Origin of the sequence: Citrobacter sp. T1.2D-1, assembly GCF_950098555.1 — a bacterium.
Taxonomy (GTDB): domain Bacteria; phylum Pseudomonadota; class Gammaproteobacteria; order Enterobacterales; family Enterobacteriaceae; genus Citrobacter_A; species Citrobacter_A telavivensis.
Genome location: NZ_CATNHH010000012.1, coordinates 358,372 through 384,300, shown reverse-complemented (window position 1 = coordinate 384,300; position 25,929 = coordinate 358,372). Strand labels below are relative to the sequence as shown.

The following is a 25,929-nucleotide window of genomic DNA, read 5'->3' as shown; positions in this document are numbered from 1 at the left end:
AAGGCTTGAACAGCAACGCGCTTATCGTTAAGGTAAGCGCTTTCGCCGGATGGCGGCGTAAACGCCTTATCCGGCCTACAGCGGTATCTGCCTGTAGGCCGGATAAGCGTAGCGCCATCAGGCCGTTGCACGCGCCAGGACAGAACCATGATCACCGTTGCCCTTATAGACGACCACCTTATCGTTCGCTCCGGCTTTGCCCAACTGCTGGGGCTGGAGGCGGATTTGCAGGTTGTTGCCGAGTTTGGCTCGGGGCGTGAGGCGCTGGCAGGATTACCGGGACGCGGCGTTCAGGTGTGCATTTGCGACATCTCAATGCCGGACATATCCGGGCTGGAGCTATTAAGCCAGTTACCGAAAGGGATGGCGACCATCATGCTTTCTGTTCACGATAGCCCGGCGCTGGTGGAACAGGCATTGAACGCCGGGGCGCGCGGTTTTCTCTCTAAACGCTGTAGTCCGGATGAACTGATCGCGGCGGTGCATACGGTGGCAACCGGAGGTTGTTATCTGACGCCAGAAATTGCCGTCAAACTGGCGGCCGGACGTCAGGATCCGCTGACCCGACGCGAGCGTCAGGTGGCGGAAAAGCTGGCGCAGGGGATGGCGGTGAAAGAGATCGCCGCCGAGCTGGGGCTCTCGCCGAAAACGGTGCACGTCCATCGCGCTAACCTGATGGAAAAACTGGGTGTCAGCAATGACGTTGAGCTGGCGCGGCGCATGTTTGACGGCTGGTAATGAAAACCCTGTTCTCTCGGTTAATCACCGTTCTCGCCTGTTTTTTTATCTTCTCTGCCGCCTGGTTTTGTCTGTGGAGCATCAGCCTGCACCTGGTTGAGCGCCCGGAACTGGCGGTACTGTTGTTCCCGTTTGGTTTGCGTCTGGGGCTGATGCTGCAATGTCCGCGCGGCTACTGGCCGGTTTTGTTGGGCGCGGAATGGCTACTCACCTTCTGGCTGGCGCAGGAAGTGGCGTTGGCGCATCTGCCTCTTTTGATGATCGGCAGTTTGCTGACCCTGCTGCCCGTGGCGCTGATCTCCCGCTATCGCCATCAGCGCGACTGGCGGACGTTGTTGCTTCAGGGAGCGGCGTTGACGGCGGCGGCGCTGTTGCAGTCGCTGCCCTGGCTGGGACAGGGGGAAGCGGCGTGGAATGCGCTGCTGCTGACCCTGACCGGCGGATTAACGCTGGCGCCTATCTGCCTGGTGTTCTGGCACTATCTGACCAGTACCACCTGGTTGCCACTGGGCCCGGCGCTGGTGTCGCAACCGGTGAACTGGCGCGGTCGGCACCTGATCTGGTATCTGCTGCTGTTCAGCGTCAGCCTGTGGCTCCAGTTGGGATTGCCCGCCGAGCTTTCGCGGTTTACCCCCTTCTGTCTGGCACTGCCTATTATCGCGCTGGCCTGGCACTATGGCTGGCAGGGGGCACTGATCGCAACGCTGATGAACGCCATTGCGCTAATTGCCAGCCAGACCTGGCACGATCATCCCGTAGATTTACTGCTCTCTCTGCTGGCGCAAAGCCTGACCGGGCTACTGCTTGGCGCAGGCATTCAGCGTCTGCGTGAGTTGAATCAATCACTGCAAAACGAACTGGCGCGTAATCATCGGCTGGCGGAGCGCCTGCTGGAAACCGAAGAGAGTGTGCGCCGCGACGTGGCGCGTGAGTTGCACGATGATATCGGACAGACCATCACCGCCATCCGTACCCAGGCCGGGATTGTACAGCGGCTGGCGGTGGAAAACGGCGGCGTGAAGCAGAGCGGTCAACTTATCGAACAGCTTTCGCTTGGCGTTTATGATTCCGTGCGGCGCCTGTTGGGACGCCTGCGTCCGCGCCAACTGGACGATTTAACGCTGGAACACGCTATCCGTTCGCTGATGCGGGAAATGGAGCTGGAAAGCCGCGGCATCGTCAGCCATCTCGACTGGCGAATCGACGAGACGGCGCTCAGCGAAAGTCAGCGCGTCACCCTGTTTCGCGTCTGCCAGGAAGGGCTGAACAATATTGTGAAACACGCCAATGCCAGCGCGGTGACGCTGCAGGGCTGGCAGCAGGACGAGCGGCTGATGCTGGTAATTGAGGATGACGGTAGCGGTTTGCCGCCGGGCTCCGGCCAGCAGGGGTTTGGCCTGACCGGGATGCGCGAGCGCGTGACGGCGCTCGGCGGTTCACTGACGATTTCCTGCACCCACGGTACGCGAGTCAGCGTCTCGTTGCCCCTGCGTTACGTTTAAGGAGCGGCGATGCTGACCTTCTTCAAAGCACCGGCGAATGCGCCGCAGTTAACGGACAAGCGCGAGATTGACGAACGCTACCGCTACTGGCGTCGTCATATCCTGCTGACCATCTGGCTGGGCTACGCCCTGTTCTACTTCACCCGTAAAAGTTTTAACGCTGCCGTGCCGGACATTCTCGTCAGCGGTGTATTAAGCCGTAGCGATATTGGCCTGCTGGCGACGCTGTTTTACATCACCTATGGCGTGTCGAAATTTGTTTCCGGCATCGTCAGCGATCGTTCCAACGCTCGCTATTTCATGGGGATCGGGCTGATTGCCACCGGTATCGTCAACATTCTGTTTGGTTTCTCCACCTCGCTCTGGGCGTTTGCCCTGCTGTGGGCGCTGAACGCCTTCTTCCAGGGCTGGGGCGCGCCGGTGTGCGCCCGTCTGCTGACGGCGTGGTATTCCCGTAACGAGCGCGGTGGCTGGTGGGCTATCTGGAATACCGCGCACAACGTTGGCGGCGCGCTGATCCCGATCGTCATGGCCGCTGTGGCGCTGCACTATGGCTGGCGTGCCGGGATGATGATGGCCGGAACGCTGGCGATTGTCATCGGGTTTTTTCTCTGCTGGCGGCTGCGCGACCGTCCGCAGGCCGTGGGATTACCGCCGGTAGGCGACTGGCAGCACGATGCGCTGGAAATCGCCCAGCAGCAGGAAGGTGCAGGACTGACCCGCAAAGAGATCCTCACCAAATACGTGCTGTTCAATCCTTACATTTGGCTATTGTCGCTCTGTTATGTGCTGGTATACGTGGTGCGTGCGGCCATCAACGACTGGGGCAATCTGTATATGTCCGAGACGCTGGGCGTCGATCTGGTGGCTGCCAATATGGCGGTGACGATGTTTGAACTGGGCGGATTTATCGGCGCACTGGTGGCAGGCTGGGGGTCGGACAAACTGTTCAACGGTAACCGTGGGCCGATGAACCTGATTTTTGCCGCCGGGATTTTGCTTTCGGTCGGCTCGCTGTGGCTGATGCCGTTTGCCAGTTACGTGATGCAGGCTGCCTGCTTTTTCACTACCGGATTCTTTGTCTTTGGCCCGCAGATGCTGATCGGAATGGCGGCGGCGGAGTGCTCGCACAAAGAGGCGGCGGGCGCGGCGACCGGGTTTGTGGGGCTGTTTGCCTATCTCGGCGCCTCGCTTTCCGGTTGGCCGCTGGCACAGGTGATGGAAACCTGGCACTGGACCGGTTTCTTCGTTGTTATTGCTATCGCCGCCGGCATCTCTGCCCTGTTATTACTGCCGTTCCTCAACGCCCAGGCCCCGCGCGAGGCCAGTGAAGCGTGATGTAGCTCACTTTTTTACCGCGAGTGGGGCAAAACTAAGACATTTTCCCGGTTTCGCCTGGACGCTGTCTCAGGCGTGTCTCCCGACTGATTTTTACAATGCCTGCTATTCGCAGGTATAAAAATGAACTCGGGAGTGTCCTATGCTGGCCTTTCTAAACCAGGTGCGTAAACCCACCCTGGATCTGCCGCTCGATGTGCGGCGCAAGATGTGGTTCAAACCGTTCATGCAGTCTTATCTGGTGGTCTTTATCGGCTATCTGACCATGTACTTGATCCGCAAGAATTTTAACATCGCCCAGAATGACATGATCTCCACCTACGGGTTGAGCATGACGCAACTGGGGATGATTGGCCTGGGGTTCTCCATTACCTACGGCGTGGGTAAAACGCTGGTCTCCTATTACGCTGACGGCAAAAACACCAAGCAGTTCCTGCCGCTTATGCTGATCCTCTCCGCGATTTGTATGCTCGGCTTCAGCGCCAGCATGGGCACCGGCTCGGTGAGCCTGTTCCTGATGATCGCCTTCTATGCCCTGAGCGGTTTCTTTCAGAGTACCGGCGGGTCGTGCAGCTATTCCACTATCACAAAATGGACGCCTCGCCGTAAGCGCGGCACCTTTCTCGGCTTCTGGAATATCTCTCATAACCTGGGCGGCGCGGGCGCGGCAGGCGTGGCGCTGTTCGGTGCGAACGTCCTGTTCGACGGGCACGTGATTGGGATGTTTATCTTCCCGTCGATTATCGCCCTGATTGTCGGCTTTATCGGTCTGCGATTCGGTAGCGATTCGCCGGAATCTTACGGTCTCGGTAAAGCTGAAGAGTTATTCGGCGAAGAGATCAGCGAAGAGGATAAAGAGACTGAAGAAAATGACATGACCAAATGGCAGATCTTTGTTGAATATGTGCTGAAAAACAAAGTCATCTGGCTGCTGTGTTTCTCCAACATCTTCCTGTACGTGGTGCGTATCGGTATCGACCAGTGGTCGACGGTGTACGCTTTCCAGGAGCTGAAACTGTCCAAAGCGGTGGCCATTCAGGGCTTTACTCTGTTTGAGGTGGGCGCGCTGGTGGGGACGCTGCTGTGGGGTTGGCTCTCGGATCTGGCGAACGGTCGACGGGCGCTGGTGGCCTGTGTGGCGCTGGCACTGATCATCGCGACGCTTGGCGTCTATCAGCATGCCAGCAATCAGTATGTCTATCTCGCGTCACTGTTTGCGCTCGGTTTCCTGGTGTTTGGTCCGCAGTTGCTGATTGGCGTAGCGGCGGTGGGCTTTGTCCCGAAAAAAGCCATTGGCGCAGCGGATGGTATCAAAGGCACCTTTGCCTATCTGATTGGCGATAGCTTTGCCAAGTTAGGCCTGGGGATGATTGCTGACGGTACGCCCGTGTTTGGTCTGACCGGTTGGGCGGGCACCTTTGCTGCTCTGGACGCTGCCGCGATTGGCTGCATCTGCCTGATGGCCATGGTCGCGGTCATGGAAGAACGCAAAATTCGCCGGGAAAGAAAAATTCAGCAGTTAAGAACCGCTTAAGTGTGTAGTGGGTAACATGTTGCCCAGCCTGTGCGCTGGGCTTTTTTTATGCCTGTTTCTGGCGACGGCATTCTGAAATCAGTCAGCAATCTCCGGAGAGATAAAGGTAAACGTTTCACCGTCAAACAGTCCCTGGCTGGTGAGTTTTAGTGCGGGGATCACCGGTAAGGAGAGAAACGCCATCTGGATAAAAGGCTCATCGGGCAGCGTGCCACACTCGAGACCCGCCGTTTTGAGCGCATCGATTTGTCCAGCCAGCGAATCGGCGGTGTCGGTACTCATTAATCCGGCAATCGGCAGCGGCAAATGGCACTGCACCTGACCGTTACGCACGACGCAGAGCCCGCCGCCATCTTCAATCACCTGATTAACCGCCAGCGCCATTTCATCAGCGCTGCAACCGATCACCACAATATTATGGCTGTCATGGCTGACCGTTGCCGCCAGCGCGCCTTCACGCAGGCCGAATCCGCCTAATAAACCGTAGGCCGGGGCCGACTGCTGACCGTAGCGCTCGAGCACGGCGATATAGCAAATATCATGGCGATCGAAGCCCCCGGCGGTGCACATGCAGGCACTGGCACCCGTCACCAGTTCGTTAGGGATAACATCAATCACCCGATAGCGTTTGCCGGGGGTGAAATGCAGCGCAAAGTCATCGGCGCAGACGGGGTGCCGCGCAATGGTATTGCCATAGGGCGGAACGGTTTGCGCCAGCCTTGCCGGTTCCCCGGCTTTCAGGCGTTCGGCATCAATGGGTTCCCCTTTGACAAACACTTGCTGTACCGCCACGTTGCGGGCATCGCTGAGCAGGACGATATCCGCCTGTTTTCCGGGGGCCAGTAAGCCTAAATGGTGCAGGCCAAAATGGCGTGCTGCTGACCAACTGGCGATGCGGTAAGCGACGTGTAGCGGGACGTTATGGTGTAAAATCAGTCGGCGAATCAGTGCATCAATATGCCCTTCATGAGCGATTTCCCAGGGATTACGGTCGTCGGTGCAGAGCAGGCACTGTGGGCTGTTGAAGGCGTTGATGAGCGGTGCCAGCGCGTCGAGGTTGCGGGCGGCGGACCCTTCGCGGATCATCAGCGCCATCCCAAGTTGCAGTTTGCGGCGCCCCTCCTCCAGGGCGTAACTCTCGTGGCAGTTCTCTATCCCGGCGGCGATGTAGGCGTTGAGCGCCTTACCGCTCAGTCCAGGACAGTGGCCGTCCAGCGTCAGATGGCGGAAGGCATCCATTTTGTCGAGCAACGTATTTTGTCCGACAATGACGCCAGGATAATCCATCACTTCCGCCAGTCCGGCCACCAGTGGATGATCGCGCCAGGTCAGCATCTGGTCGAGGGAGAAACGCGCGCCATTCACATCACATCCCTTCAGGGCCGGAACGCAGGAACTCACCTGAAGATACTGATTCTGCTTCGCCAGTTCGGCGCAGCGGACAAACCAGGAAAATCCCTTTTCGCCCATCACATTGACGATTTCATGCGGATCGCAAACAACGGTGGTGAGCCCGTGCGGCAGCGTTGCGGTTTCAAATGTGACCGGCGTCATCATGCTGGATTCAATGTGCAGGTGTGAGTCGATAAAGCCGGGAACGGCCGTTGCGCCGTGGGCATCGATACGCCGTAATGCCGGGGCGTCACGATACTCTGCGCCGATGCCCGCGATATGTCGTCCTTTGGTCACGATGGGACCCGTCATTTCCCCGCCATTGATAATATCGAGAAGGATGACATTATCAATAATATAATCGGCGACGGCTTCACCGCGCGCAACCGCTAATAATTTCTGCCGTTCCTGACGGCTAATATAATGAAATTTATGACTTATGCCGTTGTTCATATTTTTCTCATTTTGATTTTATCAATTTGATTATTATTTATCATAAAGAAATGCCGGGTGATTATTTAAAGCTTATCGATTAACGGGCATTGGCATTGTGATTGCAATCACTGAATTAAATATGGGAGATGTTTTAAATGAGACCTGATTATATCTTCATTAATGGATAAAAAAGATGAATACTGATGTCAGTGATGACGCGAGAAATGATTTAAATCATCTTTCGCGATTATTTAAACTGCGCCAGCATGGCACCGACGTGCGGACAGAAACGATTGCCGGGATGACGACTTTTTTAACGATGGTGTACATTGTGTTCGTGAACCCGCAAATACTCGGGGCCGCACAGATGGATCCCAAAGTGGTGTTTGTCACCACATGCCTGATCGCCGGCATCGGCAGTATCGCGATGGGCCTGGTCGCTAACCTTCCTGTTGCATTAGCCCCGGCGATGGGATTGAACGCGTTTTTTGCCTTTGTGGTAGTGGGGGCGATGGGGGTGAGTTGGCAAACGGGAATGGGGGCCATATTCTGGGGCGCGGTCGGACTCTTTTTACTCACGCTTTTTCGCATTCGTTACTGGATGATTTCCAATATTCCGATTAATTTACGTATCGGCATTACCAGCGGTATCGGCTTATTTATTGCATTGATGGGGTTAAAAAATGCGGGCGTTATTGTTGCGAATAAAGACACGCTGGTGACCATTGGTGACTTAAGTTCCCACAGTGTATTACTGGGTATTTTAGGTTTCTTTATTATTACCGTGCTGTCATCGCGTCAGTTTCATGCAGCGGTGCTGGTTTCCATTGTTGTCACCTCCTGTTGTGGATTGTTTTTCGGTGATGTCCATTTTAGCGGCATCTATTCTGTGCCTCCCAGTATCAGCGGGGTGATAGGTGAGGTGGATTTACGCGGTGCATTATCGCTTAACCTGGCCGGGATTATCTTTTCATTCATGCTCATCAATTTGTTTGATTCATCAGGAACACTAATTGGTGTGACGGATAAAGCCGGGTTAATCGGTAGCGACGGTAAGTTTCCAAGCATGAGGCGGGCGCTGTATGTCGACAGTGTAAGCTCGGTTGCCGGGGCGTTTATCGGCACCTCTTCCGTGACGGCCTACATTGAGAGCACCTCGGGCGTGGCGGTTGGCGGGCGCACCGGTCTGACGGCGGTGGTGGTGGGCGTGCTTTTCCTGCTGGTGATGTTTTTTTCTCCGCTGGTGGGTATGGTTCCCGCTTATGCAACGGCAGGGGCGCTGATTTTTGTCGGTGTGCTGATGACCTCCAGCCTCTCCCGCGTTAACTGGGATGATTTTACCGAGTCGGTGCCTGCGTTTATCACCACGGTGATGATGCCTTTTAGTTTCTCCATTACCGAGGGGATTGCGCTTGGTTTTATGTCCTACTGCATTATGAAAGTGTTTACCGGACGCTGGCGGGAGTTAAACCTCTGCGTCATTACGGTCGCGGCGCTTTTCGCGCTGAAAATCATTCTGGTGGATTAGTATTCGTGGGCCGTTTCCAGATATCATGAGCGCGGATAAAGCAGGAGAACTCATGGTCTGGATAATGCTGGCCACACTGGCGGTGGTGTTTGTTGTCGGGTTTCGGATCCTTACTTCCGGATCCCGGCGGGCGATTCGCCGCTTGAGCGAGCGCCTGAATATTGATGTGGTGGCGGTAGAATCGATGATCGATCAGATGGGAAAAGCGCAGGGAGAGGCATTTTTGCAGTATCTCCACCGCCCCGACGAGTCGCATCTGCAAAACGCCGCTCAGGTCCTGTTGATCTGGCAAAGTGTCATTGTGGACGGCAGCGAGCAGAATCTGTTGCAGTGGCATCGCCTGCTGCAAAAGGCCCGGCTGGCCGCGCCGATCACCGACGCGCAGGTGCGTCTGGCACTCGGTTTCTTACGTGAGGCCGATCCGGATATGCAGGACATTAATGCGTTCCAGATGCGTTACAACGCCTTTTTTCAACCCGAAGACGGCGTGCACTGGCTGCACTAAGACAATATAGACGATGAATGTCGTTAACTGAGCCGACGATATTCATCATGAATTACGCCATTCGCGGTTACGCCAGAACTTTTAATCCATGCTTCTGGACAACGCTCAGCAGTTTGAGAGACATCCCACTGGGGCGTTTCGCGCCGCTCTCCCATTTTTGCACGGTGGACACGCTGGTGTTCAGGTAATGTGCGAACACGGGTTGGCTAACGTTGAATTTCTCGCGTAGTGCTTTAATTTCAAGCGGCAGGAGAGCGTTGACCTGGCTCAGGCAGGCTTTGTCGAAATTGCGCATCGTTTCCTGAGGGATCGCCTCAACGTTATATAACCCGGATGCTGCGCTGTGGATGGCTTCGAAGGCTGGGCTTTTAAAGTTATTTTTTATAGTCATCGCAGACCTCCACCAGTTCTTTACTCTTAATCAATGCCGTAATGTTGTCATCAGTCAGACGAGCGTAATGTTTTGCTAACTCACGAAAGCCCGCCAGTTCGTTGATAGTGATATTTGTCATGTCCTGTTTGGCATACAAAAACGTGTAAAACCAGTGGTTGCCACCCCTCGCGAGGATAATCGCGCGGTCACGGTTCTGGTTCAGACGCTTTTTAAAAATGCCGCCTCCCAGATCGTCTGCCTGCCCCTGTAAAGTGGCTTCAATTGCCTGGCATAACTCATCATCTTTGATGGCATGGGATTTTGCTTCCCTGGAAAACCATTTGGTTTTGAATACACGCATCGGAGACATCCTGTAACCGTAAGTATAGCACCTGGTGGCATACTATGCGTTTCAATACGATGATAAATAAATTTTGCGGTAGATATTTCACATTTGCGAACCTTCTCGAAAGCGGCAATGCAAACGAAGAAAGTAGCCAAAACGTTAAATACGTCACATTTAAAATGTTACACTGCGTAGCTTCCCCACAAGAAATCGACGCAGATAGCAAAATGAGTGAATGTATCGAAGAGAAAACCCACGCTGACGTTGTCGCTCGCCCAAACTGGTCGGCAGTATTTGCCGTGGCGTTCTGTGTGGCTTGCCTGATCACCGTCGAGTTTTTACCCGTCAGTCTGTTGACGCCGATGGCGCAGGACCTGGGCATTTCTGAAGGCGTAGCCGGACAGTCGGTGACCGTGACCGCGTTTGTCGCCATGTTTGCCAGCCTGTTTATCACGCAGATCATTCAGGCCACTGACCGTCGCTACGTAGTGATTCTGTTCTCCGTGTTGCTGACCCTCTCCTGCCTGCTGGTCTCTTTTGCCAATTCCTTCGCGTTACTGCTGGTGGGACGCGCCTGTCTGGGACTGGCGTTGGGCGGATTCTGGGCGATGTCGGCCTCGCTGACCATGCGGCTGGTTCCGCCGCGTACGGTACCGAAAGCGCTGTCGGTGATTTTCGGATCCGTCTCTATCGCGCTGGTTATTGCCGCGCCGCTGGGTAGTTTCCTGGGGGGGATCATTGGCTGGCGTAATGTCTTTAACGCGGCGGCGGTGATGGGCGTGCTGTGTATTATCTGGTTGGTGAAATCGTTGCCGCCGCTGCCCGGCGAGCCTTCGCATCAGAAGCAAAACATGTTCAGCCTGCTGAATCGTCCGGGCGTGATGGCGGGGATGATTGCCATCTTTATGTCCTTTGCCGGGCAGTTTGCGTTCTTCACCTACATCCGTCCGATATATATGAATCTGGCGGGCTTTGATGTCGATGGCCTGACGCTGGTGCTGTTGAGCTTTGGTATTGCCAGTTTTGTCGGCACGTCGCTGTCGTCCTTGATTCTCAAACGCTCTGTCAAACTGGCATTAGCCGGTGCGCCGCTGGTGCTGGCGCTGAGCGCGCTGGTGCTGATGCTGTGGGGCAGCGACAAGATTGTTGCGGCAAGCATTGCAATTATCTGGGGGCTGGCGTTTGCGCTGGTGCCGGTGGGATGGTCGACGTGGATCACCCGATCGCTCGCCGATCAGGCAGAAAAGGCTGGATCCGTCCAGGTCGCCGTGATCCAGCTTGCCAATACCTGTGGGGCCGCGGTGGGAGGCTATGCACTCGATAACCTTGGCCTGCTGTCGCCCCTGATGCTTTCCGGCAGCCTGATGCTGCTGACGGCGCTTCTGGTGGCAGCGAAAGTTCGCATAAAGGGTATGCAATGACCTCAACCCTCATTGAGGGTTCCTTCACGTAGGCCGGATAAGGCGTTAACGCCGCCATCCGGCATTATGCCCGGTGGCGCGTTGCTTACCGGGCCTACGTGACTGTAGGCCGGATAAGGCGTTAACGGCGCCATCAGGCATAACGCGATATTGCCAATCAGAACCACGCTTCCCACATCGCGCCGACGTTGAAATCGTCCAGCGTTTCGTCATCTGTGCCGTTCACGCGTGCGGTGCGGTCGTTATCCACTTTGCCGCCGGTGACATAGAAGCGCAGCATTGGACGGAATTCAGGCCCCATCGCAATCGACATGTTCTGCGACAGCGTCAGCTTCCAGCCTTTGTTATCGCCGCCGTTGTCATAATCGACACGCTGATAGCCCGCTTCCAGCCAGGTGGAGTGCACGTCGTTCCAGAAGTACATGGGACGTACAATGGCACCGTAGTTCTTACGATTTTCACTCTGGTCAGCACTGTTATCGTAGTCATGGAATGCCAGCAGGTATTCAACCTGCGCCTGCTGCGTAAACTTGTGGCTTCCTTCGAAGCTGGCGTAAATCGCGGTCAGGTCGTCGGTTTTGTTGTAGACGCTGTTGTCGGAGTTATCAGAGTAACGGGCGATCACTTTGTTGACGCCGCTGTCATTGGTATGACTCACCACAAACGCGCCCTGCCAGGCCTTCAGGCGATCGTCGGTGTCGACGGCTTTCGAGTCAAAGCCGTAGTTGGCGTAGATTTCCAGATCCAACGGACCGAGTTTCATGCCGTGAATTTTTGAGGTAACGGCGTAGTTCCCTTTATCACCCGTGCCGGAACCGCCGGTACAGGTAATGCGTGACGGGTTGGCTTCATCTTCCATCACTTCCGGGCTGCACGATTCAACGGCAGCTACGGTGGCAACGTCAAACTGAATGCCGCCAATATCGAAGTTCTTCACCCCGGCACCCTGGCCGTCGTGGTTCATCCAGAAGTAGTCGTTGATCCCCTGTTGCGGACGCTGGTGGAAGTCGCGACCGGCCCAGATATAGGCGTTCGGGTTGGATTCCAGGACGTTGGTGACTCCCGCGTAAGCTTTTTTGAGGTTCACCTCGTCGCCCCAGTGGTCGATCATCACGTTGATATCCCAGATCGCGCCGTTGTCGCCTTTGAACGCTTTGGAGAGCTGGAATTCACCGCCGTTGCCTTCGTTACCCAGACGACCAATGGCGGATGCACCGTTATAGGAACCATCAACGCCCACGTATTTCTGATCGCCACTCTGGAACTGCGCGCCATAACGCGCATAGCCACTGAATTTCACACCGAACGGGATGGCCATGTCGGGTGACTGTGCGGCGCTTTGCGGCTCGTTAATGACATCGGTTTTTTTCGCCACAGCAGCGTCCATTTTCGCCTGACGTTCCGCAAGGGCTTTATCTACGGCTTTGGCGACGATGGCGTCGATTTGTTCCTGAGTAAATTCCTGTGCGAGTACAGAAATCGGGCAAAGCGCGGCCACGACCGCCATGGCTAATGGAAGTTTTTTTATCATGTTCATGGTTATCTCATTTACGTTTTATCCTTCAGTTTGCATTAAGCATTCTGAATAGATGTGCGCATTAATTTATTTTAAGATAATAACCATCCCGCCTCGGTGTAATTCGCTATCACCAAAACAAGTTGATCTGTTATTTATAGATAGAGGTACAGGTAGTATTTATTTAATCGTAGTGACGTCTCCGTTTATTATTTAATTTAAATTAGCGTTGATAGAGATGAATAATTTCTTCTGACAGTTCGCGGGCTAACAGCGACGTCATTAAGTGATCCTGCGCATGCACCATAATTAACGTCATGGGTTGCCGGGCTTCCCCGGCATCCTGTTCGATCAATTTGGTTTGCATGTGGTGAGCCTGACGAGCGTAGCCGTCAGCCTCCCGAAGCAGGCTTTTCGCCTCGTCAATGTTGCCTGCACGCGCGGCGTGCAGCGCCTCGAAGCACAGACTACGGGACTGTCCGGCATTGACGATAATGTCCATTACTGCTTCTTCTAATGCAATCATTGTCTGTATCTCTTAATCGAATCCGTTGTGTTCGGCGGTATTAGCGAACCACTCGCCGCTCTTTTTCACCGTACGTTTTTGCGTGTCTAAATCTAACTGTACCAAGCCATAGCGGTTTTTATATCCGTTGAGCCATGACCAGTTATCAATAAACGTCCACATATGGTAGCCAAGACACTGACAGCCCTCGCTGATCCCTTTATGTAGCCATTTAAGGTGTTCAGAAACAAACTCAATACGGTAGTTGTCGTTAATTTGCCCATCCTGAATAAAACGCTGTTCGTTTTCTACGCCCATTCCGTTCTCAGAAATAAAGCAGCGCGGGTTGCCGTAATTATCACGCAGGTTCGTAATAATATCGTAAATACCCGGCTCATAAATTTCCCACCCGCGATAAGGGTTCATTTTGCGGCCTGGCATTTCGTAGTAATCAAACAACCACTCCGGCATAAAGGGCGCATTCAGATTGACTGCGGTATCACGGCATTTCACCCGACGCGGCTGGTAGTAGTTAATCCCCAGCAGGTCGATTTTGCCATCGGCAATCAGCTGTGCGTCACCCGGTTGACAGGCTGGCAACTGATCGTACTCTTTCAGCAATGCCACCAGATCCGCCGGATATTCCCCTTTCAGCACCGGATCGAGGAAGCTGCGGTTAAACAGCAGATCCGCATAGTGTGCGGCTTTCACATCCGCCGGATGCGGTGAGCGCGGATAGGAAGGCGTCAGGTTGAGCACCACGCCAATTTCGCCATCGTTGTTGCCCGCGCGATAAGCGCGAACCGCCGTCGAGTGCGCCAGCACGGTGTGATACGCCACGGTCGCTGCGCGCCTGAAATCCACTACGTTCGGGTAATGGAAGTCATACAGATAGCCGCCTTCCACCGGCACAATCGGCTCGTTGAAGGTGAACCAGTGCTTAACGCGGTTGCCGAACAATTTGAAACACGTCTGCGCGTAGCGGCCAAAGGCCTCCACGACGTCACGGTTTTCCCAGCCGCCCTTCTCCTGCATCACCATCGGCATGTCGAAGTGAAACAGCGTGATAAACGGCGTGATGCCCTGCGCCAGCAGTTCGTCAATGACGTTGTTATAGAACGCCACCGCCTCAGGATTCACCTCGCCCGTACCATCAGGAATCAGACGTGACCAGCTTAACGAGGTGCGGAAGCTGTTATGTTTTAACTGCTTCAACAGCGCGATGTCCTGTTTCCAGTGCTGATAAAACGTCGAGGTGTTCGCCGGGCCAACCCCCTGATGGAAACGACCTGGCTGGCGGTCGAACCACACATCCCATGTGGTCTGGCTTTTGCCGCCGTTCAGGCTATCCCCTTCGGTTTGCAGCGCTGAGCAGGCACTGCCCCACCAGAAGTTTTCAGGAAAACGGTATCTCATTGTTCTGACTCCTTGATTCATTATGAGTTGCTACGGGCAGCGTTCGCCACGGAGACGGCGTCCTGGGCTTTTTGCTCTTCTGTTTTCATCAGAGAGCGTTCGTAAGCGCGCAGGAACGGGAGGTAAATCAGCGCCGACATCACCATGCAGATCAGGCACATCACCACCGGACTAAAGGCCCAGTTTGCCGCCCACGATGCGCCAATCGGTGCGGGCGTGGTCCACGGCGTCAGTGATACTACCTGATCCAGCCAGCCCAGACGGGTCGCAGCGTATGCCAGTACGGCGTTGATCATGGGCACGAAGACGAACGGGATAAACAGCATCGGGTTCATGATGATCGGCGCACCGAACAGAATAGGCTCATTAATGTTAAAGAAGCTAGGGACGATCCCCATTTTGCCGATCGTCCGCAGATGGGTAACGCGACTGCGCAGCAGCAGGAAGGCCAACGGTAAAGTAGAGCCCACGCCGCCGATCAGCAGGTAGTGATCCCAGAAACCTTGCAGATAAACGTGTGGCAGGGCGACACCCGCCGCGAGAGCAGCCTGGTTTGCCGACAGGTTTGCCATCCAGAACGGGTTCATAATGCCCGTGACGATCAGCGAGCCGTGAATACCGGCAAACCAGAAAATCTGGCACATCAGAACCGAAAGCAGGATCGCCGGCAGGGAGTCAGACGCTGAAACCAGCGGTGCCAGCAGATGCATAATCGCCTGCGGAATAATCATTCCGGTCTGCGCTTCAATAAACAGGTTCAGCGGATGCAGTGTCGCAATGACCACCAGAACCGGAATGAGGATCTCAAACGAACGGGCGACGCCGGTCGGAACCTCTTTCGGCAGACGGATTGTGATGTTGTGCTGCTTCAGCCAGGCATAGACGCGCGTGGAGTAGATGGCGGTAATCAGTGCGGTAAAGATCCCCTGACCGGAAAGGTACTGCGTGGAGATTTTACCGTCGGCATACGGTGCGGCGACCAGTAAAAAGGCCATAAACGCCAGCAGGCCGGACATAATCGGATCGAGATTAAACTGACGGCCCAGACTGGCGCCAATGCCCACGGAGATGAAGAACGTCATAACGCCCATACTGAGGTTAAACGGCAGCATCAGTTGTTCACGGTATGTGGCGGAAAAATCGAGCCAGCCACGGGCAAAGCTGTTGGTGGTTTCGGCAGAGAACGGCGGAAAAATAAACACCAGCATGAACGAGCCGATGATCATAAACGGCAGCGCCGCGGTAAAACCATCACGAATCGCAATCACGTATTTCTGCTGGCCCAGTTTACCGGCAAGAGGCGTGATGGATTGTTCTATGACAGCAACCATTGACTGATATAACGAACTCATAATGACACCTTTCTAATGTGCCGCTTCAATCAGCGACAGAGCAAAATCCAGCACCTTGTCACCGCGTTGCATTCCGTAATCCTGCATATCAATGGCTTTTACGGGGATGTTTTGGGTGGCAGCCTTCTCTGAGAGCGTGTTAAGCATGTATTTTACCTGGGGGCCAAGTAACACCACCTGGTAGTTTGGAAACTGAATGTCAAATTCGGAAACGCCATATGCATCAATTTGTACTGGCAGCTTCCGCTCTTCTGCGGCTTCGACCATTTTACGAACCAGCAGACTGGTGGACATCCCTGCAGAGCAACACAACATAATCCTGAACATTATTAACCATCCTCAAAATGTAAAAACTTATTGCGAGTCTGATTTGATATCATACGGAAACCGGTTTCCATACGAAGCAAACGGAACTGTGACAACCGTCAAGATCTTATTCTTATAAGGCTAATTATTTGGATTTGGCTCACGGTTTCGTCGCTATTTCACGCTTTTTGAGTGGAAACGGAAAATCGGTTTCCATGAAAAAAGGAAAACGCTATACTGCTGGTGGCGAATATTTAAGCCAATGTTAAATTCAGGATTGAAGGAGCCAGGCAGGCTCTGTCAGGGGAGAATGATGTCTACTATCAACGATGTATCGCGTTTGGCTGGCGTGTCTAAAGCCACGGTGTCGCGCGTGTTGAGCGGATCGCGTGGTGTGAAGGAAGCCAGTCGTCTTGCCGTGTTAAAGGCGGTGGATGAGCTGAACTATCGTCCGAATGTGATTGCCCAGTCGCTGCTCAGTCAGTCCACCGGCTGCATAGGCGTGATTTGCGCGCAGGACAACATCAACCAGACGACGGGCTACCTTTACGCGCTGGAAAAGCACCTGAGTCAGCATCAGAAACATTTGTTGCTTCGTTTCGCCAATACCAAAGCGGAGGTGATGAGCGCCCTCGATGAGTTAAGCTGCGGCTTGTGTGACGATGTGCTGATTATTGGTGCGCGTTTTCCGCTGCATATCACGCAGGAGAACGTCATTCTGGTGGACTGTCTGGAGGCAGGCGACGACGTGACCAGCATTCAGTTTGACCACACCTTTGCCACCGAAACGGCCTGTAACTATCTGATTAGCCAAAATCGTCGGCAGATAGCCCTCATCCATCCTGAAGGCATGGGGTTCTGCGAACAGGTGCTGCTCGGTTACAAACATGCGCTGGAGAAGAACTTCCTGCCGTTTAATCGCAACCTGGTCTTTATGGAAGCGACCTCTTCCTCGGTGGCGTTACAGGAGCTGTTAAATAACGCTTCCACGCTTAACTTTAACGCGCTGCTGGTGGCGGATGAGCAGCAGGCTCAGCGGGTGATCCCGCAATTGCAGGCGTTTAATAAGTCGGTTCCGGAAGACATTATGATCTTCAGCCTCGCCGGCTCGCTGCATCTGCCGGGGATCCCGACCATCCCGGCAATCGAATACTCTATGGATGCGATGGCGGCGCGGATTGTCAGTTGGCTGAACGAAAAAACGCAAAGTATGTTGGGATCGTATGTGCTGCGCGGCGACTTAATCATCCCGGATGTGCGTCAGCGGTAAAGTTTATCATCGGGCGTGAAGCGCGGGCTTCACGCTTACATGTCCGGGCATTCCACCTTGCCGAGCGCTTCCCAGTAGTTGTTCTGATTATTCCTTTCCATCGCCAACGCCGCCTCGCGGATGTGCTGTTGATTGTCTTTATTCGCCATGATCGTTTTTTCCCACGCCTCGTCAGAAGGTGAACCCTGCGGCGTACAGATTTTGCGTAGGTCCTTGAGTATCGTATTTTTTTCGTGCGCGGATTGCAGTGCGCCGTAAGGCGAGTCGGCCTGTGCCAGCGTGGGCAGCAAGAAAAGGGCGGCAATGATCGATAAAACGGCTCGTTTCATGATAATAATCCTTGTAGTCGATGCGCATCATTTCAAGAGTAAGTGTAGACGGTGTACGACTCCCTCAGCAGCCTGTGCTACTGTCGGAAAACGATTCAGCCAAAAGTTGTAGTTTTTCAGGAGGATAGAGTGCAGATACAGATTACAGATACCGTTACCGAAGACGATCAAAACGCGCTGCTTGCTGGACTGCGTGCCTACAATTTCCAGTTTCTGAAAACGAGGAATTTTGGCGATCTGGCGGTTTACTGGCGTGACGAGCAGCAGGACATTCGCGGTGGATTGATTGGCAAAATCAAAGGGGAATGGCTGAGCATTGATTTTTTATGGATGCATGAGTCCCTGCGCAAAGGCGGTTACGGCAGTCAACTGATCCAGGCTGCAGAGCACGCCGCTCGCGAGAGAGGTTGTCTCCATGCGCTGGTCGATACCCTGAGTTTTCAGGCGCTGCCGTTCTATCAGAAGAACGGTTATCAACTGCAATTGACCCTCGATGACTTCCCGGAAAAAGGGGCCGCCCGGCATTATTTATCGAAAACATTTTGATGACCGGACGGGTTCACCATGACGTCTGGACGTCGATTCACTTTCTTGCATAGCAGAATAGTGTATGTTCTGAACAATCATTTAATTCTTAAGCGGTAAAGAGATGAGACGGATTGAGATCGTACTGGGAGAGCTTGAAAGGCTGACGCGTGGGCTGGATCGTGCCGATTTGGCGCAGGAAACGGCGTTCACGGCGGAGGCGATTGGCTTTAACCTGGGGCTGGCGCGCAACTCGGTCAGTAAAGATCTCAATCAGCTGTGGAACGATGGTCTGGCGATTAAAAGCCGGGGACGTCCGGTGTTCTTCCTGCACAGACAGACGCTGGAGACGTTGCTGGGGCGCAAGCTGGAGAGTAGCGAGCGCGAAGTGCGCTCGGTGGCCGACCTGCTTCCGCAAGCGGAAAATACGGGCGGTGACGATCCTTTCACCGGTCTGATTGGCTACGATCGCAGCCTGCGTGACGCCGTAGAAAAAGGCCGTGCCGCCGTGCTCTATCCGCAGGGCCTGCATGTGTTGCTGACCGGGCCGTCCGGCGTAGGGAAAACCTTTTTTGCCGAACTGATGCACCGCTTTGCCTGCGAACAAGCCGCCGGTTCCCCGCCGCCGCTGGTCTATTTTAACTGCGCCGAGTACGCCCATAACCCGGAACTGCTCTCTTCGCACCTGTTTGGCCATCGTCAGGGGGCCTTCACCGGTGCGAGCGAGAATAAACCCGGTCTGGTCGAGCAGGCGGACGGCGGCTATTTGCTGCTCGACGAAGTGCATCGCCTGCCCTACGAAGGACAGGAGAAACTATTTTCTATTCTCGATAAGGGCGAGTACCGTCCGCTGGGATCCAGCGCCACGGCGCGTCCAATCTCGGTTCGTCTGATTTGCGCGACCACGGAACCGGTGAGTTCATCGCTGTTGCGCACCTTCCAACGACGAATTCAGGTGAGCATCGACTTGCCGGGGATTCGTCAGCGATCGATTGAGGAACAGGTGGAGCTGATCGTCGGTTTTTTGCAGCGTGAAAGTCGCAAAATCGAGCGTACGGTCAGCATCGACAAAACGCTGTTGCTCTGGCTGTTGAACAAACCGCTGGAGGGCAACATTGGTCAGTTGAAGAGCGATATCCAGTTCTTGTGCGCCCAGGCGTGGGCATCGGGGATGACGGAACATAACGACACGCTACAGCTGGATAAACGGCTGGCGGAGATACCGTTCCATGCCACGCCGGAACAACGTCTGCTGGTCGACGCGCTGTTTGAAGGAAAAGAGCGGCTGAACATTGATGCGCGTACGCTGCCGGCGCTGAAAACCTCACTGGCGACCGGGGCGGAAATCGAAGAGAGCGATCTCTTTTACAGCTTCCTGACCCGTGAATATGTCAATCTGCGCAACAGTAATGTCCCGCCGGCGGAAACGCTGGCTATCCTGAAAAACAAGCTCAGTTCAATCTTCGAATATGGCCTCTACAGCCGCGATAGCGTGGCGCATCCGCCGCGCTATGGCGATCAAATTGAAGAACGCGTGACGCTACTGATCGGCTGCGTGGAGCAGGTGCTGGGCTTTACGCTGCCGGAAAATCTGGTGAATCCGCTGCGCAAGCACTTCCTGGCGCTGATTGGCTATGTCCAGCGCGGACTGATTCCGCAGCTCTACTCTTCCAGCCTGATCCTCGACCGCTGCAAGGATGAATACGATAACGCCACGCTGTTGTGCCGGAAAATCAATGAACTGCTGCATATTCAGTGCCCGGCGACGGAAGTGGTCTGGCTGTGTCTGTTCCTGAAAGAGTGCCGTCACTACCGCCAGCGCATTGATGCCAGCCCGGACTGCGGCGTGATCCTCGTCGCGCACGGCGCAACCACCGCGACCAGCATGGCGCAGTACGTCAACCGCGTACTGGAACGCGATCTGTTCAGCGCGGTCGACATGCCGTTTGAGCAGTCGGTGCATGACACGCTGGAAACGCTAACCCAGATTATTCAGACCCAACGCTATCAGCGGCTGATTCTGATGGTCGATATTGGTTCACTGGTGCATTTCGGCAGTACGATCAGCAAGTTATTTCAGATAGACGTACTGTTAATGCCCAACATCACGCTGACCAGCCTGCTGGAGATCGGGCTGGATTTAAGCTACGAAACCAGCGACCTGCCCCAGCTTGCGGCGCTCATGCAGAGCAAAAACATCCCCTGTCAGCTGTGTACCCCGCAGCAGGAAAACGGCGGCAAAGTGCTGGTTATCTCCTGCATTACCGGTATGGGTACGGCGGAAAAAATTAAAAAAGTGCTTGAGGAGAGCTTTGGCGAACTGATGTCGCAGGACACGCGAATGGTTATTCTCGATTACAACGACGTGCGCAGCCTCGAACGCGTCCAGCAGGCGCTGAACGCCAATGAGCGACTGGCGGGAATTGTCGGTACTTTCCAGCCGGGGCTGCCGGATATTCCGTTTATCTCGTTGGAAGAACTGTTCTCAGAGCAGGGGCCAAAACTGGTGTTAAGTCTGCTGACGCCGGATCTCTCCAGCGCCGAACGCCGTCTGGAGATGGAGCGCAGTGCCATGCGTTTTATCAGCGCGCTGACCATGGAGAGCATTATTAACCATATTTCGGTGCTCAATCCGCAGCGCATTCTCAAGGAGATGGAGGGCGTGCTTAACCACCTGACGACCACGCTTTCCCTGAAACCGAGTCGCCAGGTGACACTACGCTTCCTGATCCACTGCTGTTGCATGGTTGAGCGTATCGTGATCAACCGTAAACCGTTACAGATGGCGCTGGAAAACAAACCGAATCTCGATCCCCGCGCGTTTAGTGTCATTAAATCTGCGTTTCTGCCCATTGAAGAGGCCTATGCCATCCGTTTATCGGATGCGGAATATTTTTATATCTACGAACTGCTTTATAGCTGATCCCTTAACGGGCGAGGCGTTGCGCCCTGCCCGCTCTCTTTTCCCCCTCGCGTGACACAAATACTGGCACAACCCTTGCTCTTACTTTGATGAGTTTTGCCGGATGGCGGCATAAATGCCTTATCCGGCCTACAAAAGCATTATCCGTAGGCCTGATAAGCGAAGCGCCATCAGGCATTGCAAGTCTCATGTAATCGCGCCAGGAGGCCATTTTGACTACCACTCAACCGTTGCCCGAAATTCTGCTGCTCACGCATGGTGGCTGGGGACAACAGCTCTGTAACAGCCTGCGTATGGTGATGGGCGAAATTAAAGGCGTGACGGAAATTGCACTGATGCCCGTCGATACGCTGGGCGAGTTTTATCAGCGTGTCGAGGACGTGGTGAAAACCATGCCGGACGGCTCGCTTATTCTGACCGATTTTGTTGGCGGTACGACGTCCAATGTGGCAGCGCGACTGAGCGCGGATTATCCGGTGGCGGTCGTTTCCGGGTTGAACGCGTCGCTACTGCTGGAAGCGCTGGACAGACGTGAACACGGTTCGTTGACCCTCTGCGTCAGTGAACTGGTGGAAGCCGGACGCAGCAGTTGCCTGGACGTTGTCGCTCATGTCCGTCAATTACAACAATCACAATAAGGAAAATCATCATGGCAAACATCGTGTTATGTCGTATCGATAGCCGACTGATCCACGGACAGGTGGTGACGAAGTGGGTCGGACAGTCCCAGGCTAACCGCATCGCAGTGGTCAGTGACGAACTGGACGCCGATCCGTTTATGAAAAACATCTACCTGATGGCCGCGCCGCCGAACATCAAAGTGGATTGCTACAGCAACCAGAGCTTTGCGGCTTCCTGGAAAGAGAACCAACTGGGCGACGGCAATGTGCTGGTGCTGTTCCCCTCCCTGGCGGCGATTCAACAGGCCGTACAACAGGGGTTTGATGTCACGACCATTCAGGTTGGCGGCCTGGGCGGCGGGCCAAACCGTAAAGCCGTGTTCCAGAACATTACGCTCGATGAAAAAGACGTTGGCATTCTTAACGACCTGAAAAGTCGTGGGATTCAGGTGTTCTTCCAGACTATCCCGGAAGATAAACCGCAGTCGCTGGACGATATCCTGAAAAAATTCTAATTCTCTGATAATGGGATAACACTATGGATACCTTAGTTTTTGCAAGCCTCATGGGGTTGTATTACTGGTTTGCCCGCTTACGCCTTGGCTACACCTTCTCTGCCATGCTGCTTCAGCCGGTGGTGGTGGCCGTCTTTGTCGGGCTGCTGCTTGGCAACATGCAGACGGCGATGATTATCGGCGCGGGGATGCAGCTCGTTTATCTCGGCGTGACCTCAACGCCTGGCGGTAACGTGCCGTCAGATCCGGCGCTGGCAGCCTGTATCTCGATTCCTATCGCGGTGAAAGCCGGGATGGATCCAAACCTGGCGATTGCGCTGGCGATCCCCTTCGGTGTGATCGGCGTTTTCCTCGACCAGTTGCGTCGTACGCTGAACGCGGCCTGGGTACATATGGCCGATAAGCACGCGGAAACGGCGAATATGTCGGGCATCATGCGCTGTGCGTTCCTCTACCCGGCATTGCTCGGACTGGCGCTGCGTTTCCCGGTGGTGTTTGCCGCGAACTACTTCGGTCAGGACGTGGTGGAAAGTTTCCTCAAACTGATGCCGCACTGGCTGACCCACTCCTTTGAAATCATGGGCGGGATCCTGCCGGCGCTGGGCTTCGCCATCACCATTATGGTGATCGGTAAAAAGAGCCTGCTGCCGTGGTTTATCGGCGGATTCTTCGCGGTGCTGTACCTCAAGGTGGACATCATGGCGATGGCGATCTTCGGTACCTGTGTGGCCTTCCTGATTAAAGGTCTGGCGAAAAATGAAGGAGCAGCATGATGAGCAGCGACGTAATGCAGCATGAACTGGTTGAGCGCGCACGGACAACCGGGGCGTTGACCAAAGCGGATATCACCAAAGCGTGGTTTATCTACTGGCTGGGCGCGGAGGTATCCAACTCCTATGAACGTCTGCAGAGCCTGATTTTCTGCGCCTCGATGACGCCGATCATCAAAAAGCTCTACCCACAAAAAGAGGAGCAGGTGGAGGCGCTAAAACGTCACCTGAACTTCTTCAACTCTGAGCAAACTTTTGGCGCGGTGATCCAGGGGATTTCCATTGCCATGGAAGAGCAGAAAACGCGCGGCGAGCCGATCAGCGATGCCTCAATTACCGGGATTAAAACCGGTCTGATGGGCCCGCTGGCTGGGATGGGCGACTCCATTGTTTGGGCCGCCGTCATGCCGCTGCTCATTGCGATTTTCATCCCTTTCGCCGCCAATGGCAGCGCGTTTGGCGGTATTGCACCGCTGATCCTCTATCCGGCAATCACGCTGGCGATCAGCTACGGCCTGATCCACAAGGGCTACACCCTGGGGCGTGATTCTATCGTCGGATTACTGCAAGGGGGGCGAATCAAAGAACTGATCTACGGCGCGAACGTGCTGGGGTTAATCATGATGGGCGCGCTGTCGGCAAGCTACGTCAAGATCACTACGCCGTTGAAAATCAGCGCGCTGAAGGGTTCTGAAGTGGTGGTGCAGCAGATCCTCGACTCCATCGCGCCAGGCCTGCTGCCGCTGGCGGCGGTGTTTGCCATCTATATCTTTCTGGTGAAGAAAGGGCCGCGATACACCACCATTCTGTTGTCAATTGTGGCGCTTAGCGTGGTTTGTTCGCTGCTGGGAGTGTTGTAAGTCATGACACAGAATATCTATCAACAGCTGGGACTAAAACAGGTGATTAACGCCTGCGGCAAGATGACGATTCTTGGCGTCTCCAGCGTCGCGCCCCAGGTGATGCAGGCCACTGCGCGGGCGGCCTTCGCCTTTGTCGAAATCGATGAGCTGGTGGACCGTACCGGTGAGCTGGTTTCCCGCTTTACCGGCGCGCAGGACAGCTATGTGACCTCCTGCGCGTCGGCGGGGATCGCCATTGCCGTTGCCGCCGCTATTACTCGTGGCGACCCGCTCAGGGTGGCTCTCATGCCAGACAGCAGCGGCATGGCCAACGAAGTGGTGATGCTGCGCGGTCATAACGTGGATTATGGCGCTCCCATCACCAGCGCCATTCGTCTGGGCGGCGGGCGCGTCGTGGAGGTCGGGGCGAGCAATCTCGCCGCGCGTTGGCAACTGGAGAGTGCGATTACCGACGAGACCGCCGCGCTGTTGTATGTGAAATCGCACCACTGTGTACAGAAGGGCATGCTCAGCATTGACGACTTTGTACAGGTTGCGCAGATCCATAACCTACCGTTGATTGTCGATGCCGCCGCCGAGGAGGATTTACACGCCTGGGTGGCGAGTGGGGCGGATATGGTTGTCTACAGCGGGGCAAAAGCCTTCAATGCGCCCACCTCCGGGTTTATCACCGGCAAGAAACCGTGGATTGCCGCCTGTAAAGCGCAGCATCACGGCATCGCCAGAGCGATGAAGATCGGTAAAGAGAACATGGTCGGACTGGTGTATGCACTGGAAAATTATTACCAGGGGCAGACTGTGGTGACCGCCGAACAGTTGCAACCGACGGCAGAGGCGATTTCGGCAATCCGTGGGCTGACCGCCGATATTGAGCAAGACGAAGCCGGGCGCGCTATCTGGCGTATTCGTGTACGGGTCGACACGCAGGTGCTCGGTCTGGACGCGCGTGAAGTCGAAGCTCAACTTCGGGGAGGCGATATCGCTATCTACGCCCGTCGCTATAACCTCCATCAGGGCGTCTTTAGCCTCGACCCACGTACGGTCGCCGAAGGGGAAATGGCACTCATTGTGGCGCGACTCAGGGAGATTGTAGAACATGCAGCAGATTAATTTTTATCGCCAACGTGTGGCGATTAACGTGCTGGCGAAAGATATCGCCAACGCCCGGGAAATCTATGACGCCGCCGAGGGACATGCGGTGATTGGCATCCTGTCCGCGCAGTTTTCGTTAGTTGACGAAGGCGTCCAGGAGGTCAAACGTTGGATGGCCGAAGTCCCCTCGGTTTCAGTGGGCCTGGGGGCAGGCGATCCGGCGCAGTATTACAAAGCAGCGATGATTGCATCAAAGGTCCATCCGGCGCACGTCAACCAGACCTTCACCGGCAGTGGTTTTGCGGCGGGGGCGTTGGCGGCGACAGGCGGAGAACAAACGCACATCAACGCGCTGGTCAGCCCGACGGGGACGCCTGGTGAGGTACTGATCTCCACCGGCGTCAGTAGCGGTCAGGGAACGCCAGCGCGCGTCTCATGCGATGCTGCAATCCGTATGATGCAAGATATGGGCGCGCACGCGGCGAAGTTCTTCCCAATGGGGGGCGAAAAGTCTCTTCCTGAGCTGTATGTGCTGGCAACCACTGCGGCACGTAACGGCATGACGCTGATCGAACCGACGGGTGGCATTGATGTGGAAAACTTTGGCGTCATACTGCAAACCTGCCTGGAGGCAGGCGTGCCGCGCGTAATGCCGCATTTATACACATCGATTATCGACCCACAAACGGGCAACACCCGACCTGAAGATATCGTCCGGTTAATGGAGATCGTGAAAGCGTTGGTCTGAACCGAATGGCGCTGCGTGTGGTTGGCGCAGCGTCATCAGGATTTTTGAATATTCCCTCTTTATGCTT

25 protein-coding genes are annotated in these 25,929 nt (G+C 54.9%); 16 read left to right on the top strand and 9 right to left on the bottom strand.

Annotation, left to right across the window (positions count from 1 at the left end; all coding sequences use genetic code 11):
• Positions 1–147: 147 nt before the first annotated feature.
• The 4 genes from uhpA to uhpT all read left to right on the top strand — a co-directional run bounded on the left by uhpA (position 148) and on the right by uhpT (position 5,112).
• Positions 148–738 carry a transcriptional regulator UhpA gene (uhpA, locus tag QQZ17_RS13210; protein ID WP_152400750.1) on the top strand — a complete coding sequence of 197 codons (591 nt, stop codon included), beginning with the start codon at positions 148–150 and terminating at the stop codon, positions 736–738.
• Positions 738–2,240, top strand: a complete 1,503-nt coding sequence (gene uhpB / locus QQZ17_RS13205) for a signal transduction histidine-protein kinase/phosphatase UhpB (RefSeq protein ID WP_152400748.1) — start codon at positions 738–740, stop codon at positions 2,238–2,240. Before uhpA ends, uhpB begins: the two co-directional genes overlap by 1 nt.
• Positions 2,241–2,249: 9 nt before the next feature.
• A complete protein-coding gene (gene uhpC, locus QQZ17_RS13200; RefSeq protein ID WP_152400746.1) occupies positions 2,250–3,578 on the top strand; it encodes an MFS transporter in 1,329 nt (442 codons plus the stop codon).
• A 142-nt stretch (positions 3,579–3,720) separates the two neighbouring features.
• On the top strand, positions 3,721–5,112 hold the full coding sequence (gene uhpT / locus QQZ17_RS13195) for a hexose-6-phosphate:phosphate antiporter (RefSeq protein ID WP_152400744.1): 1,392 nt from the start codon (positions 3,721–3,723) through the stop codon (positions 5,110–5,112).
• Between the two features lie 78 nt (positions 5,113–5,190).
• On the opposite strand, the gene adeD is transcribed toward uhpT, so the two are convergent.
• Complete coding sequence (gene adeD / locus QQZ17_RS13190) at positions 5,191–6,957, bottom strand: adenine deaminase (protein WP_152400740.1); 1,767 nt, start codon at positions 6,955–6,957, stop codon at positions 5,191–5,193.
• Positions 6,958–7,132: 175 nt separating this feature from the next.
• Here adeD and QQZ17_RS13185 point away from each other — a divergent pair, with 175 nt between their 5' ends.
• Positions 7,133–8,467 carry an NCS2 family permease gene (locus QQZ17_RS13185; protein ID WP_152400738.1) on the top strand — a complete coding sequence of 445 codons (1,335 nt, stop codon included), beginning with the start codon at positions 7,133–7,135 and terminating at the stop codon, positions 8,465–8,467.
• A gap of 52 nt (positions 8,468–8,519) precedes the next feature.
• A complete protein-coding gene (locus QQZ17_RS13180; RefSeq protein ID WP_152400736.1) occupies positions 8,520–8,972 on the top strand; it encodes a DUF1198 domain-containing protein in 453 nt (150 codons plus the stop codon).
• 67 nt (positions 8,973–9,039) lie between these two features.
• On the opposite strand, the gene QQZ17_RS13175 is transcribed toward QQZ17_RS13180, so the two are convergent.
• Positions 9,040–9,363 carry a helix-turn-helix domain-containing protein gene (locus QQZ17_RS13175; RefSeq protein ID WP_152400734.1) on the bottom strand — a complete coding sequence of 108 codons (324 nt, stop codon included), beginning with the start codon at positions 9,361–9,363 and terminating at the stop codon, positions 9,040–9,042.
• Positions 9,347–9,706 (bottom strand): type II toxin-antitoxin system RelE/ParE family toxin, encoded by a 360-nt coding sequence (locus tag QQZ17_RS13170; RefSeq protein ID WP_152400732.1) that lies wholly within the window; start codon positions 9,704–9,706, stop codon positions 9,347–9,349. Before QQZ17_RS13170 ends, QQZ17_RS13175 begins: the two co-directional genes overlap by 17 nt.
• 212 nt (positions 9,707–9,918) lie before the next feature.
• On the opposite strand from QQZ17_RS13170, the gene nepI reads away from it, so the two are divergent.
• The gene (gene nepI / locus QQZ17_RS13165; protein WP_152400730.1) at positions 9,919–11,112 is read left to right on the top strand and encodes a purine ribonucleoside efflux pump NepI; all 1,194 of its coding nucleotides are present in this window, start codon (positions 9,919–9,921) and stop codon (positions 11,110–11,112) included.
• Positions 11,113–11,269: 157 nt separating this feature from the next.
• Here the strand turns inward: nepI and QQZ17_RS13160 are convergent, their stop codons facing one another.
• The 5 genes from QQZ17_RS13160 to QQZ17_RS13140 all read right to left on the bottom strand — a co-directional run bounded on the left by QQZ17_RS13160 (position 11,270) and on the right by QQZ17_RS13140 (position 16,228).
• Positions 11,270–12,649: a carbohydrate porin gene (locus QQZ17_RS13160; RefSeq protein ID WP_152400728.1), complete on the bottom strand. Its 1,380-nt coding sequence runs from the start codon at positions 12,647–12,649 to the stop codon at positions 11,270–11,272.
• 202 nt (positions 12,650–12,851) lie between these two features.
• Positions 12,852–13,154 (bottom strand): PTS lactose/cellobiose transporter subunit IIA, encoded by a 303-nt coding sequence (locus tag QQZ17_RS13155; protein WP_046492303.1) that lies wholly within the window; start codon positions 13,152–13,154, stop codon positions 12,852–12,854.
• A 12-nt stretch (positions 13,155–13,166) separates the two neighbouring features.
• On the bottom strand, positions 13,167–14,549 hold the full coding sequence (locus QQZ17_RS13150; protein WP_152400726.1) for a glycoside hydrolase family 1 protein: 1,383 nt from the start codon (positions 14,547–14,549) through the stop codon (positions 13,167–13,169).
• A 20-nt stretch (positions 14,550–14,569) separates the two neighbouring features.
• Complete coding sequence (locus QQZ17_RS13145; protein ID WP_061075858.1) at positions 14,570–15,901, bottom strand: PTS sugar transporter subunit IIC; 1,332 nt, start codon at positions 15,899–15,901, stop codon at positions 14,570–14,572.
• A 12-nt stretch (positions 15,902–15,913) separates the two neighbouring features.
• Complete coding sequence (locus QQZ17_RS13140; RefSeq protein ID WP_042323435.1) at positions 15,914–16,228, bottom strand: PTS sugar transporter subunit IIB; 315 nt, start codon at positions 16,226–16,228, stop codon at positions 15,914–15,916.
• Positions 16,229–16,520: 292 nt separating this feature from the next.
• Between QQZ17_RS13140 and QQZ17_RS13135 the strand changes: the two genes are divergently transcribed.
• A complete protein-coding gene (locus tag QQZ17_RS13135; RefSeq protein ID WP_152406222.1) occupies positions 16,521–17,477 on the top strand; it encodes a LacI family DNA-binding transcriptional regulator in 957 nt (318 codons plus the stop codon).
• Between the two features lie 35 nt (positions 17,478–17,512).
• Here QQZ17_RS13135 and QQZ17_RS13130 read toward each other — a convergent pair whose 3' ends face one another.
• Positions 17,513–17,806, bottom strand: coding sequence for a YicS family protein (locus QQZ17_RS13130; RefSeq protein ID WP_152400724.1), 294 nt, complete (start codon positions 17,804–17,806; stop codon positions 17,513–17,515).
• Between the two features lie 129 nt (positions 17,807–17,935).
• Between QQZ17_RS13130 and QQZ17_RS13125 the strand changes: the two genes are divergently transcribed.
• From QQZ17_RS13125 to dagF, 8 genes are all read left to right on the top strand, one after another.
• Complete coding sequence (locus QQZ17_RS13125; RefSeq protein ID WP_152400722.1) at positions 17,936–18,352, top strand: GNAT family N-acetyltransferase; 417 nt, start codon at positions 17,936–17,938, stop codon at positions 18,350–18,352.
• Between the two features lie 103 nt (positions 18,353–18,455).
• Positions 18,456–21,254 carry a transcriptional regulator DagR gene (gene dagR / locus QQZ17_RS13120; protein WP_152400720.1) on the top strand — a complete coding sequence of 933 codons (2,799 nt, stop codon included), beginning with the start codon at positions 18,456–18,458 and terminating at the stop codon, positions 21,252–21,254.
• 212 nt (positions 21,255–21,466) lie between these two features.
• Positions 21,467–21,892: a PTS sugar transporter subunit IIA gene (locus tag QQZ17_RS13115; protein ID WP_152400716.1), complete on the top strand. Its 426-nt coding sequence runs from the start codon at positions 21,467–21,469 to the stop codon at positions 21,890–21,892.
• Positions 21,893–21,903: 11 nt separating this feature from the next.
• Positions 21,904–22,389 (top strand): PTS system mannose/fructose/N-acetylgalactosamine-transporter subunit IIB, encoded by a 486-nt coding sequence (locus tag QQZ17_RS13110; protein ID WP_042323421.1) that lies wholly within the window; start codon positions 21,904–21,906, stop codon positions 22,387–22,389.
• 23 nt (positions 22,390–22,412) lie between these two features.
• Positions 22,413–23,162: a PTS mannose/fructose/sorbose/N-acetylgalactosamine transporter subunit IIC gene (locus tag QQZ17_RS13105; protein WP_042323417.1), complete on the top strand. Its 750-nt coding sequence runs from the start codon at positions 22,413–22,415 to the stop codon at positions 23,160–23,162.
• Complete coding sequence (locus QQZ17_RS13100) at positions 23,159–24,019, top strand: PTS system mannose/fructose/sorbose family transporter subunit IID (RefSeq protein WP_161215577.1); 861 nt, start codon at positions 23,159–23,161, stop codon at positions 24,017–24,019. Before QQZ17_RS13105 ends, QQZ17_RS13100 begins: the two co-directional genes overlap by 4 nt.
• Before the next feature lie 3 nt (positions 24,020–24,022).
• On the top strand, positions 24,023–25,132 hold the full coding sequence (dgaE, locus tag QQZ17_RS13095; RefSeq protein ID WP_152400714.1) for a D-glucosaminate-6-phosphate ammonia lyase: 1,110 nt from the start codon (positions 24,023–24,025) through the stop codon (positions 25,130–25,132).
• A complete protein-coding gene (dagF, locus tag QQZ17_RS13090; protein WP_152400712.1) occupies positions 25,119–25,862 on the top strand; it encodes a 2-dehydro-3-deoxy-phosphogluconate aldolase in 744 nt (247 codons plus the stop codon). The genes dgaE and dagF overlap by 14 nt, the downstream gene beginning before the upstream one ends.
• Positions 25,863–25,929: the final 67 nt, after the last annotated feature.

Bases quoted from the DNA above. Each gene is read 5' to 3' on its own strand.
- uhpA (WP_152400750.1), top strand. From the start codon at position 148: ATGATCACCGTTGCCCTTATAGACGACCACCTTATCGTTCGCTCCGGC.
- uhpB (WP_152400748.1), top strand. From the start codon at position 738: ATGAAAACCCTGTTCTCTCGGTTAATCACCGTTCTCGCCTGTTTTTTT.
- uhpC (WP_152400746.1), top strand. From the start codon at position 2,250: ATGCTGACCTTCTTCAAAGCACCGGCGAATGCGCCGCAGTTAACGGAC.
- uhpT (WP_152400744.1), top strand. From the start codon at position 3,721: ATGCTGGCCTTTCTAAACCAGGTGCGTAAACCCACCCTGGATCTGCCG.
- adeD (WP_152400740.1), bottom strand. From the start codon at position 6,957: ATGAACAACGGCATAAGTCATAAATTTCATTATATTAGCCGTCAGGAA.
- QQZ17_RS13185 (WP_152400738.1), top strand. From the start codon at position 7,133: ATGAATACTGATGTCAGTGATGACGCGAGAAATGATTTAAATCATCTT.
- QQZ17_RS13180 (WP_152400736.1), top strand. From the start codon at position 8,520: ATGGTCTGGATAATGCTGGCCACACTGGCGGTGGTGTTTGTTGTCGGG.
- QQZ17_RS13175 (WP_152400734.1), bottom strand. From the start codon at position 9,363: ATGACTATAAAAAATAACTTTAAAAGCCCAGCCTTCGAAGCCATCCAC.
- QQZ17_RS13170 (WP_152400732.1), bottom strand. From the start codon at position 9,706: ATGCGTGTATTCAAAACCAAATGGTTTTCCAGGGAAGCAAAATCCCAT.
- nepI (WP_152400730.1), top strand. From the start codon at position 9,919: ATGAGTGAATGTATCGAAGAGAAAACCCACGCTGACGTTGTCGCTCGC.
- QQZ17_RS13160 (WP_152400728.1), bottom strand. From the start codon at position 12,649: ATGAACATGATAAAAAAACTTCCATTAGCCATGGCGGTCGTGGCCGCG.
- QQZ17_RS13155 (WP_046492303.1), bottom strand. From the start codon at position 13,154: ATGATTGCATTAGAAGAAGCAGTAATGGACATTATCGTCAATGCCGGA.
- QQZ17_RS13150 (WP_152400726.1), bottom strand. From the start codon at position 14,549: ATGAGATACCGTTTTCCTGAAAACTTCTGGTGGGGCAGTGCCTGCTCA.
- QQZ17_RS13145 (WP_061075858.1), bottom strand. From the start codon at position 15,901: ATGAGTTCGTTATATCAGTCAATGGTTGCTGTCATAGAACAATCCATC.
- QQZ17_RS13140 (WP_042323435.1), bottom strand. From the start codon at position 16,228: ATGTTCAGGATTATGTTGTGTTGCTCTGCAGGGATGTCCACCAGTCTG.
- QQZ17_RS13135 (WP_152406222.1), top strand. From the start codon at position 16,521: ATGTCTACTATCAACGATGTATCGCGTTTGGCTGGCGTGTCTAAAGCC.
- QQZ17_RS13130 (WP_152400724.1), bottom strand. From the start codon at position 17,806: ATGAAACGAGCCGTTTTATCGATCATTGCCGCCCTTTTCTTGCTGCCC.
- dagR (WP_152400720.1), top strand. From the start codon at position 18,456: ATGAGACGGATTGAGATCGTACTGGGAGAGCTTGAAAGGCTGACGCGT.
- QQZ17_RS13110 (WP_042323421.1), top strand. From the start codon at position 21,904: ATGGCAAACATCGTGTTATGTCGTATCGATAGCCGACTGATCCACGGA.
- QQZ17_RS13105 (WP_042323417.1), top strand. From the start codon at position 22,413: ATGGATACCTTAGTTTTTGCAAGCCTCATGGGGTTGTATTACTGGTTT.
- QQZ17_RS13100 (WP_161215577.1), top strand. From the start codon at position 23,159: ATGATGAGCAGCGACGTAATGCAGCATGAACTGGTTGAGCGCGCACGG.
- dgaE (WP_152400714.1), top strand. From the start codon at position 24,023: ATGACACAGAATATCTATCAACAGCTGGGACTAAAACAGGTGATTAAC.
- dagF (WP_152400712.1), top strand. From the start codon at position 25,119: ATGCAGCAGATTAATTTTTATCGCCAACGTGTGGCGATTAACGTGCTG.